The organism is Dyadobacter sp. (assembly GCF_017744695.1).
Lineage (GTDB): Bacteria > Bacteroidota > Bacteroidia > Cytophagales > Spirosomataceae > Dyadobacter.
Genome location: NZ_JAGIAS010000008.1, coordinates 383,000 through 393,317, shown reverse-complemented (window position 1 = coordinate 393,317; position 10,318 = coordinate 383,000). Strand labels below are relative to the sequence as shown.

The 10,318-nt window shown below is 48.5% G+C and carries 5 protein-coding genes; 1 reads left to right on the top strand and 4 read right to left on the bottom strand.

The window, feature by feature from the left end; genetic code table 11:
• A partial coding sequence (locus J7619_RS26795) for a M4 family metallopeptidase (RefSeq protein ID WP_291206309.1) occupies positions 1-2,144 on the bottom strand: 2,144 nt, incomplete at its 3' end.
• A 235-nt stretch (positions 2,145-2,379) separates the two neighbouring features.
• On the opposite strand from J7619_RS26795, the gene J7619_RS26790 reads away from it, so the two are divergent.
• Positions 2,380-2,709, top strand: a complete 330-nt coding sequence (locus J7619_RS26790) for a helix-turn-helix domain-containing protein (RefSeq protein WP_291206306.1) — start codon at positions 2,380-2,382, stop codon at positions 2,707-2,709.
• A 24-nt stretch (positions 2,710-2,733) separates the two neighbouring features.
• On the opposite strand, the gene J7619_RS26785 is transcribed toward J7619_RS26790, so the two are convergent.
• From J7619_RS26785 to J7619_RS26775, 3 genes are all read right to left on the bottom strand, one after another.
• Complete coding sequence (locus J7619_RS26785; RefSeq protein ID WP_291206303.1) at positions 2,734-5,088, bottom strand: ABC transporter permease; 2,355 nt, start codon at positions 5,086-5,088, stop codon at positions 2,734-2,736.
• 152 nt (positions 5,089-5,240) lie between these two features.
• Positions 5,241-7,742 (bottom strand): alpha-L-fucosidase, encoded by a 2,502-nt coding sequence (locus J7619_RS26780; protein ID WP_291206300.1) that lies wholly within the window; start codon positions 7,740-7,742, stop codon positions 5,241-5,243.
• Between the two features lie 121 nt (positions 7,743-7,863).
• A complete protein-coding gene (locus tag J7619_RS26775) occupies positions 7,864-10,284 on the bottom strand; it encodes a TonB-dependent receptor (protein WP_291206297.1) in 2,421 nt (806 codons plus the stop codon).
• Between the last annotated feature and the right edge of the window lie 34 nt (positions 10,285-10,318).

Sequence of the window (10,318 nt, the reverse complement as noted above, 5' to 3'; positions counted from 1 at the left end):
AAATGGGTTTGATCGGGTGCAGCGGGCAATGCGAACTGAATGGAGGTCAGATTGCCGGCAACAGTTTGAGACCTGAGAACATTTGCAAATGCAGGATCACTCGCGGCCTGGATGACATAATGGCTCGCGCCAGCATATGCATACCAGTTGACCCAGAAGCCCAGGCTGCTGACGATTTTAGGTGGATCGCCGGGTTTTTGTTTCAACGCGGGTAGTATGGAAGTTACGGGAACGGCTGTGTGAAGTTTGAAGATATCGGACCATTTACCATAGTTCTTATTGATTTTGACAAAATCCAACCTTTCTGCTCTGACACGGACAAAGTAATCGTGTCCCATATCGAGTGTTGTATTGATCTCTGTGGATTCGGTGAAATTACTCGTATGCAAAGCAACCTCGTCGTAGATAAGGTTATTAAAGACGTTGTCCGTAGCGACCTGAATTCTGTAACGGTCGGCACCATCGATCGATTTCCACCTAAGTTCCGGTTTATCCCAGGGATTAACCACCATCGATAAACTGTTGTAGGGCCAGAACTTGACTTGTTGATCTTCTAACGTAAATGCGTGCGTAGGGCCAAACTGCTGGTAAAAGGCACAAAGGGGGTTTAGGCCTTTACAAAAATTAGGCACTGCCTCGCTGATCTTGGCCCGCGCATACACTTTTTCGCCGGGATGATAATAGGCGTCGATGCTGGCGGAATATATTAGCAAGCCGTTCGGATCGACCACCATCGTGAAATTGTCTGCTTCAGTTTCCTGAACGTTTTCGGAAAAGTCGTATTTAGTTGATGTCTGCACCCGCCATTTGGTCACTCCGCTGTTTGTCCATGTAAGGTTGATTTTTGTAGTTGGCCATGGGTTAACATTGTTGGTCGTGTTGGCCGGGTACATCGAGAAAGTCGCCGTGTTGTTGTCGCAAACCCCGACGGCGCACCATGCATTCTGGACCGCGAGGTATTCCGTGGAGTGTAGGCCGTAGAGTTTCTCGGCCGTTTTCAGTGTAGCAAAACGAAATGCCGGGTAATCAGACGAGTACGTTTTTAATAATGGTATTGCATCCCAGACGATTTGAATCGCCTTTTCCGGTCCGATTCCTGTTAAATCGGAATAACCCAAACCCAGATCGTTGTATGTACTACCCTGGAAGCCGTCACTCAGGAGTACAAACCATTTTTGAGCTACGCCGCCACCGGGGTGAGGGTCAAGGTCTTCCGTACATGTATTTACAAAATATTGACCATTGTAAGTATCCGCGAACTGGTGCGCTTTGGGATTAGCAAAATCTTCGGCAACTTTGTATTGCTCGCCAAATAGCCAACTAAAGTCTGTTGGGGGATACTGCTTTATTTTATTCTTTAAATATATTCCTAATATATCACTGATGCCCTCTTCTACTGTCCGATACTCGAGGCAGAGGTAATCCAACTCGTCCACAATCCCCGTTTGCTCTAGAAAGATTGCGTGCCCCATTTCATGCCCAATTATTTCAAGTACGGCGTTAAAGGGGAGGTTATCATTTACACTTCTGTAAAACACAAAATATTCATCATCGAATTGAGGTCCGCCGTAGTAGATGGCCTGGCCTGGTAGAGAGCCAAGTTCTTCGTCAGAATTTTTGATATAGATTTGAATAGGTCTGATGCCACCGCCATCGAGGCCTTTCCAATTAAATCTCTTGTCTATTTCTTTTAATATTTTCTGGAAACCATATAATACCTGAACACCCTCAGAACTGAGGTATGGAGTCGCATTGTCGGTAAACTGGTCGTCATATGGCACCTTGTCCTCAAAGTAGACTTCAGCGCCCTGATATTTACCTTTCAGAATGATGCCGGGAAGTCCGTTTTCTGGCAACATTTCCAACCGGTATACCTTGTTGGTTAGTTGCGGGTCGGTGTAATATTCTAACGCCCTGAACGTCTGCTGGCCGTCAAAAAAAGACATGGCGGTCCGGTCAACATTCTTTAAGCTATACATCGATTGGGCGCAAACGGCCAAGTGAGTTAACGCAGTGATAAAAATAGCAATCAGAAGCCGTCTTAGAAGATTAATAGTACAGTGATTTGGAATGGCTTGAACGCTTGCGTTGACTGCCAACAGGCATATCCAAAAACAAAAAAGCAATAGTAAAAATCTCTTCATAATGCGTGTAGTTTTTGTACTAAATACATATTGCAAATAGCCTGAAAAAACACCGCATTCCGCCGTTTTTTCCGGTGGTTAAGAACCAGTCTGGTGGTACATTTAACTAGTTCTTTACAGGAGTAGAAATAGGAGTGTACACAGGCTAATCAATCCGTTGCCGATTGAAAAGTGGGAATAGGAGCGACGGGTAACAACCGGCCTTTATCATGTAAAGATCTGTTACTGGCACCCCATGAAAGAGAACAAAATTCCCATTGGCGATAATATACGTCTGGTGCGAAACCGGTTAGGTTATTCGCAGGAGTACGTGGCCGGGCGGCTAGGGATTTCCAAGCAACGCTACCGGCAACTGGAAAATGAAGAACAGGATTCAATTACAATGGGCCGGCTTTCTGAGATCGCGGCAGTCCTGGAAACGGATATTGAAACTCTGGTAAGCCTGCATAAGGTAAAGTTTTTGAAAACGGGATTTCAAAACGAAGACCATCAGGTATTGCACCAGTTGATCCAAACACAACAAGAGCTGATCATCGCCCTGAAAGGCAAGACCAGCTCCGAATAATGTTTGCAGGTATTTAAACAGGACCTATTCGCTGCGAAGGCTTTTAACAGGGTTGAGCAGCGCCGCACGGATTGCCTGGTAGCTGACGGTCGCCAGCGACACGACGATCGCCAGAATGCCCGACACGGCAAATATCCACCACTGAATGCCGATCCTGTATTCAAAATCATTGAGCCAGAGGTTCATAACATACCATGCGACCGGTACCGCTATAACAATCGAGACGACCACGAGCGCCATGAATTCGCCGGAAAGCAAAGCGGTAATGCTCATCACGCTGGCGCCAAGTACTTTGCGCACACCAATTTCTTTTACGCGGTTTTCGGCCATATAAGCAGCCAGTCCGAATAACCCCAGACAGGAGATGAAAATAGTAAGGCCGGCGAAAATGCCTGTTAGCTTGGCAACCCGGCGGGTGTCCTCGAATTTCAAGGCATAATCTTCGTCTACAAAATGGTATTCGAAGGGGTATTCGGGGTTATAGCGACGGAAAATAGCTTCCACGGCCGGCATCACTTCATCGGTAGGTTTGTCGGCACTGAGTTTCATGTGGATGACATTGAAATAGCTTTGCCCCCCTTCGATGATCAGCGGGCTCGGGCGGTCATAAGGCGAGCGGATCACAAAGTCCTTTACTACACCAATGATGTGAAACTGAACGCCGTTGTCTTTGAGCGTTTGCCCAATCGGATCTTTGAAGCCCAGGATTTTGGCTGCGGTTTCATTAAGCAGGACAGCCGCAGAGTCGGAGGGGAACTTGGTAAGATCCATATCACGGCCCTGGATGAGCTGTAAACCGGCAGTTTTTACAAGCCCTTCATCTTCGGTGAAAATGTCGAAATCAATCTTTTCGGCCATGTTTTTGCCCCGCCATTCAATTCCCCACGTATCGGAGGAGACGCTGCTCAGCGGAGAGGAAGTTTTAGTTACCGACGTGGCAATTCCCGCGCTCAATAGCTCGCGTTTGATTTGCTGATATTGTTTACCCAAATCACCGGTAATCCAATGGTACACCACGTGCCCACGGTCGTAACCCGCGTCGCGGTTCTGGGCGTGGCGAATCTGTTCCACCACAATGAGCGTGGAAATGATTAACACAATAGCAAAACTAAACTGCACGACCACCAGTATTTTCCGGGGACTGAATGCGGAATGCGTCTTTTTAAATGCTCCTTTTAACACGCTGATGGGCTTGAACGACGACAGGTAGAATGCCGGGTAACTGCCCGCAACTATACCCGTGAAAAGGATAAAGGCCAATGCGGCTGCCCAAAACGCCGGATTAGTGACCGGTACTTCGAGTTCCTTCCCGATCAGCGTGTTAAATGCAGGCAGGGTAAGGTAAATAGCCAGCAAAGCAATTGCACCAGCGATCGTCGCTATCAGGATCGATTCGCCGATAAACTGGCCTACCAGGAGACCTTTCGCTGCACCGGCTGTTTTCCGGATTCCCACCTCTTTGGCGCGTTTTTCGCTGCGGGCGGTACTAAGGTTCATGAAATTGATGCAGGCGATCAGCAGAATAAATGCGGCAATAATACCGAATAGTCGCACAATGGCAATACGCCCGCCAACGACCTTGCCGTTCTCAAAATTGGAATACAAATGCCACTGACTAATGGGGTGGAGGAATACTTCGTGTTCTTCCGTTTTGTTGGAATGGCGAATCGTAATATCCTTTATTTTCCCCGCAAATGCTTCCGGATTGGTGCCCGGTTTCAGTTGGACATAAGTATGAACGGTATTGAACGTCCACCCGTCGTCGGCCGAGCCGATTTTTTTCAGGTACTCGATCGGGAGAATGTACTCAAACCGGAATGCGGTATTAGGGGGGAGATTCTGCATTACACCCGTGACCGTGAAATTATCCTTGTCGATCGAAATCACTTTGCCCAGCGCATCCTCCGTGCCGAACATCTTAATAGCCATCTTCTGCGTAACTACCATCGAGCCGACTGAATTGAGGGCTGTTTGAGCATTTCCCTGCAAGAGTGGGAAGTCAAACATGCTCAGGAATGCAGGATCGGTAATAATGGCTTCGCTCGAAATTTTCTTGTCACCCACGCGTGTCACAAACCATCTCGAGTAGTTACGCGAAATGTGAGCGACTTCGGGGTACTCGGCTTGGAGGGCCGGGCCGAGGACTTGCGGTGTGGAATTCCAGCATTGTAATTTACCGTCGAACGTCCCACGGTTCCAAGCTTCGTACAGGTAATCCCTGTTCTTGTGAAAGCGGTCGTAGCCGATTTCATTATACATCCAAAACAGGATAAGCACGGCGCTCGCCATACCCACAGATAACCCCAGAATATTGATTGCCGAAAAAGCCTTGTTTCGGAGCAGGTTCCTGAATGCGATTTTGAGATAGTTTTTTAGCATCTTTTTGTTCTTCCAGACAAATCTGAAATATTTTGAATCAAATAGTCTGCCAAAAAAATAAATATTTGATAATCAATGTATTGTTAAATATTAAAAGCGCAATCACTGTCCGGTAACGAACAATGCGCGTTCGCGCCGGACGCTCCTCCGCTTTACCGGTACAGTTCGAATTCGAGTATAGCCATCGCACCGCCTACATCACCTTTTTTCTCAGGTTTAAATGACCGGATTTTGAAATAGCGCGCATCGATAGGATCGAATTTCAGGTCGATGACCCGGTCTGAGTTGTTCTTTTTTTCCAATAGTGTCGTCCAGGTTTTGTTATCCTGAGAAGCCATCACCTGGAACTCTGTCGAGTAACCTGATTGAGCAAAGGTAATTTTTGCTTGCTTGATACCGGTTTCAACCTTCGTAAGGTCTACGAATAGTGTCCAGGGATATTGCCCTCCGGCCATCGCCATTGTGGCGGGATCACCGTCGACAGCATTTTCGGCAAAATATATCTGGCTGGACGGGCCGAGAGCGGCTTCATTGTTAGCTCGCAAAAATGCCTGTTTACCAAGCGCAAGGTCAACTTTTGCTCCACCGATGTTCACCTTTTCGTATTTCAAACTAAGCAACTGCCCTATTTTATCGTCTACAATCGGCCGCTTGGTGCCTTGCGGGCTCAGAATGTTGTATTCGATAATTCGATAGTCTGCGAAAGAGGGGATGTTTTTAAAATCTTCCGGTGCAAATTTATCGTTGCCATTTTCACCGATACTGATGATGTACGACTTTCCGGCCTCCAACACGAGCGGAGGAATCGGCGCATATTGATAACCGTCATCTGCGACCGGTAGCAACGCTGTATTCAACGAAGCGGTCAGTACGGGACGATCGTCCGTGAAGCGTGTGATGATGATTGGATGGCGGTCGTTGTTGCCCGGTAAATATTTTCGGCCGATATCTGTGAGCCGGATGGGCGTGGAGCCCACCGTAATACGCATTCCTCTGTAAAACCCTTTTGGTTCGGTTTTCCCGGCGATGTTAGTGGCGGCCAGGGCCGGGGTGGTTGCGGCCGAACGGGCATTGGCCGCAACCTTGTTGGAATTGGTCAAAACGGTAAATGTCTGGTCAAAGACCTTGCTGGCAGGTTTTCCCGGTTCCACGGAAATAGCCTGAATGCGGGTGGTCTTATTGATGGGTATCGGTGTTTTGTAGAGCTTCGACGCGGTCGTCGGCCGATTTCCGTCAATAGTGTAGTATATCTTTGAACGTGCAGACGCTGTCAAAACTAACTTTTGGCCTTTATCGTAGTCAACTGTATCGGAAAGTGAGGCACGGGGCGTCTCACTCCACCCTTGATTCTTCTTAACAAAATCGGCAATCTGTTTCAGCTCTTCCTGATAGATTTCCGGTAAAATGTCCCCATTTGCAGGCACCGGATAACTAAGTATGTAAGTGGCGCCTACTTCCCAGTTTTTTTTGATGTTCCGGATCATCATATCCAGCGGTTTCGGAGACCTGAGTTTGGGATCTTCCCGCCAGGACCAGGTATTGTCCAGCAAATTGTCAACCTCGATAGCCAGTTTTTTCTTGACGGTAGTTGGTTTCGCCACTTCCAGCGCTGTTTCAGATGAGGACGTACCGCCTTCATAAATAATGATATCGGTATTGGGATATTGCAATACCGTGCCGCCGTTGTATATGCCTGTATTGTTGGCAAATATAAGCTTGGGATTATTGGCCCGCATGATCGGGATCATCTTGTTCCAGGGAAACCAGTTGTAGTCGAAGCCCTGGTAAAGTTCCGTAGCAGAGGTCATGTCGATCCATAAGCCGTCCACACCCATTAACACCAGTTCTTTGATGAGTCCCAGGTTTAAGGTGCCGTAGGTGCCGTCGAGGCCCGTGTCGACAACGTCCTTGTTCCAGGCCTTATCGGGTGCAAAATAGGCAATGAACTTGATTCCCTTTTTGTGGCAGGCATCAACCAGTTCCTTGACAAGGTTTCGCTTTGTTTTCAGTTCAAGCTTACTCGGCGTCGTTGAGGGCCAGAGGCGTACCCCGTCGCCCGCGTTGATTGTCACTGTCAGTACCTTGCCACCCAGGTCGACCACGTTTTGTGCCCACTTGTCGGCATCGAACTTGGTGATTCTTTTCTCAAACTGCGCTATGCCGTCCTTGCCCTTGAGCGACGGTTGTGTGAATACTCCCCATTGTATGAAGAAGCCGAATTTAGCGTCAGAAAACCATTTGGACCGATATGGGGCTGCTTCGAAAACGAGTGGTTTGGTAACGGAAGCACCTTTGGAATCGGTGACGCGGGCGGTGAACGCGTAGTTGCCCTCCTTACTGGCCATGCCCCGGATTTTTCCGGACTTATCCAACCGGAGTCCCTTCGGTAATTCGCCGCCGTCCAGGGCCCAGGTGTAGGGCGGTGTACCACCTTCGGCCGTCAGTTGAAAGAAGGGCGATGGCCCGGCCTCCGTCCATGACTGGTAGAGGATGTTGTCGACGAATGCGGGATATATCGAGGTTTGGGGACTTTTACTGTATTCGCTGGAAGACGTGGTTGTGATTTGAAGGCCGGAATTTTGTCCTGAAGCAGACAATGAGACCGCTAGAAGTGTAAACAAGATACCACTCATTAATTCAGAGATCCTTTTCATAGGCATCAAGGTTGTTTTGGCAAATATGGCTAGAAATATTGTGCCAAAGTGCGGATAAACAAAAAAGCCGCCTGTTAAAGGCGGCGTCCGGTTACTAACCGGAATTGTTTCAGGCGGAATTTTAAAAGGTATAAGTAAAGTTGGCCAGGAATGCACGCGGCGTCTGCGGGGCTATTGTTGACCATCCTTTGTAATATTCTTTATCAAATGCATTGTTGAGTTTCAATCCGATGCGGTAATGCGCAGCCTGGTAAAACAGAGAGGCATTGGCGACCGTGTAAGCAGGCAACATAAAGTCGCCCGTCGAGGCATAGTTGATCGCGTACCGTTCGCTTGCGCCGTTGAAACCGGCACCCACGCCGAAGCCTTTCAGTTTTCCTGCCGGTAACTCGTAGTTGGCCCACATGTTGTAGAGTGTCTTGGGGCCAGCGCCCAACGGACGCTTGTTCAGGATCTGCTCGTTATCCGATTTAGTTGTCTTGCTTTCGTTGTTGCTGAACCCAGCCCGGATATTCAGTCCGCTCACGGGGTTAGCATTCAACTCTACTTCGAATCCCCGGCTGTAAGCCTCTCCGCCCTGGATTTTGTTAAAAGGCGAGGCCGGATCGGTAATTACCTGGTCTTTTACCTTGATGTCGTAGTAGCTGACGGTCAGGTTCAGTTTATTTTTGATGATATTGGTTTTAAAACCGAACTCGATCTGGTTTGCCTGCTCTGGCCTGAACGACTTAATGGTTTGAGGGCCGTCCTCGGGGTTTCCTACGAGTTCGGGCGCCACGTTGGTGAAACCGTTCTGGTAATTGGCGAAAACTGAGAGCTTGTCCATCACGGGCTGGTACAAGATCCCGAATTTCGGTGAGAGCGTGGTTTGGTTATAATCGTCGTCGGAACTTGATACGCTGCCTATGTTGTCGAAATGGTCGAGGCGAAGGCCTACCATGACGGACAATGCTTTGGTAATGTTCAACACATCCGAAGCGTAGGCGCTGTAAATATTGTATTTCGATTTGGCGTTCGCCACGGGTTGTGACGCCAGCACAGCGTCGACGGCCGCTGCGGAAAGTGGGTAGGCGGTCGTTTCCACAGCGGGCGTAAATGGGTTGTCGCCATTGGAACCGCCGTCGGCAGTAACATTCCCGTAAAACGCATAGCCGGTACCGTTGCTGGTGGAAGTAGCTGTAAAATAATCCAGGCCTAGCACGACGCGGTTCCTTAATGAGCCCAGTTTGAAATCCCCGATGAAGTTCTGCTGGATATCGGATGTGCCGGTATACTCATTCTGTTTGTTCAGGAAGCGCGAAAATGTGTTGCCTTTCAGGATACCGTAGTCGAAGAGATAGGTGTAGTAGCCTTTGGTGGAAGTAGCACTTTTAGAAACCAGTGTTTGCGATTGCCAGGTATCGGACAGCTTGTAATCCATTTCAACCCGGTAATTCTGGGTCGGGTTTTGCAAAGTCAGATCGTTGCTGGTGAACGACAATTTGTAGTTGTATCCTAATTCCTTCATATTTTTCGCGACCGAAGGAGCAGCCCTGTTCAGGAAGAGGAACATCGGGTTGGTCTGCTCTGTCTGGGTGATTTCGCCGTAAAACGAGAAGGACAATTTGTTGTTCACTTTATAGGAAAGGGAAGGCGCCACAAAGAAGGATTTCCTGAAACCTGCGTCCTGGAAGCTGCGCTCGGTCGCATATGAAGTGTTCAGCCGGAAGTAAAGGTTCTTCTCCTTGTTCAGGGCTGTGTTGAAATCGCCGGTGATCTGGTTCAGGCCGAAAGAGCCGGTCGTAAAAGACAGCTCGCCACCTGTTCCGACGTAAGGCTTTTTCGTCACTACATTGATAAGCCCGCCATAAGAACTCACCGCATTGCCGAACAGCGTCGCGGAAGGCCCTTTCAGTACCTCGATCCGCTCGATATTGGCCGGGTTGATCGTTCCGTTTGTTAACCCCGGAAGGCCATTCACGAGTTTTGGCTGCACCGAAAACCCGCGAAGCGAATAGTAGCCGGCACCATCGCCACCGCGACCTGTGGATGTCCAGAGGTTATCGACCCCCGCCGCGTTTTTGAGCGCGTCGTCGAAATTGGTAACGATCTGCGATTGCAAAAGGTAGTTGGTGATCGTGCTGTACACCTGGGTGTTTTCAAAATCCTTTAAGGGCAGCTTAGCTACGTATGCCGTGTTGCTCCGCGAGAATTTATTCTCCCTTTCGCCTTCCACCACTACTTCACGCAATATTTCGTCACCTTCATAAAGCGTAATGGCCCCAAGCTCGACTTCATTCTGCGAAATAGCCAGCGGCAATTCCCGGGTTTTAAAACCGACGGATGAAACGGATAAAGTATAACCTCCATCATTGATATTGGATATTTCAAATACGCCATTTTCGTCCGTGAGGGTGCCGAGCCCGGTGCTTTTAATGACGATGCTTACACCCGGCAGGCCACTTTGGGTATTGTCAATAACCTTCCCTCTTACTTTTCCCATTTGAGCAAATACCAGTGAGGGTAAAAGCAACCAAATGGATAGTGATAATAGCTTTTTCATTTATTTAGACTTATTATAATTTGAGTGCCGCAAA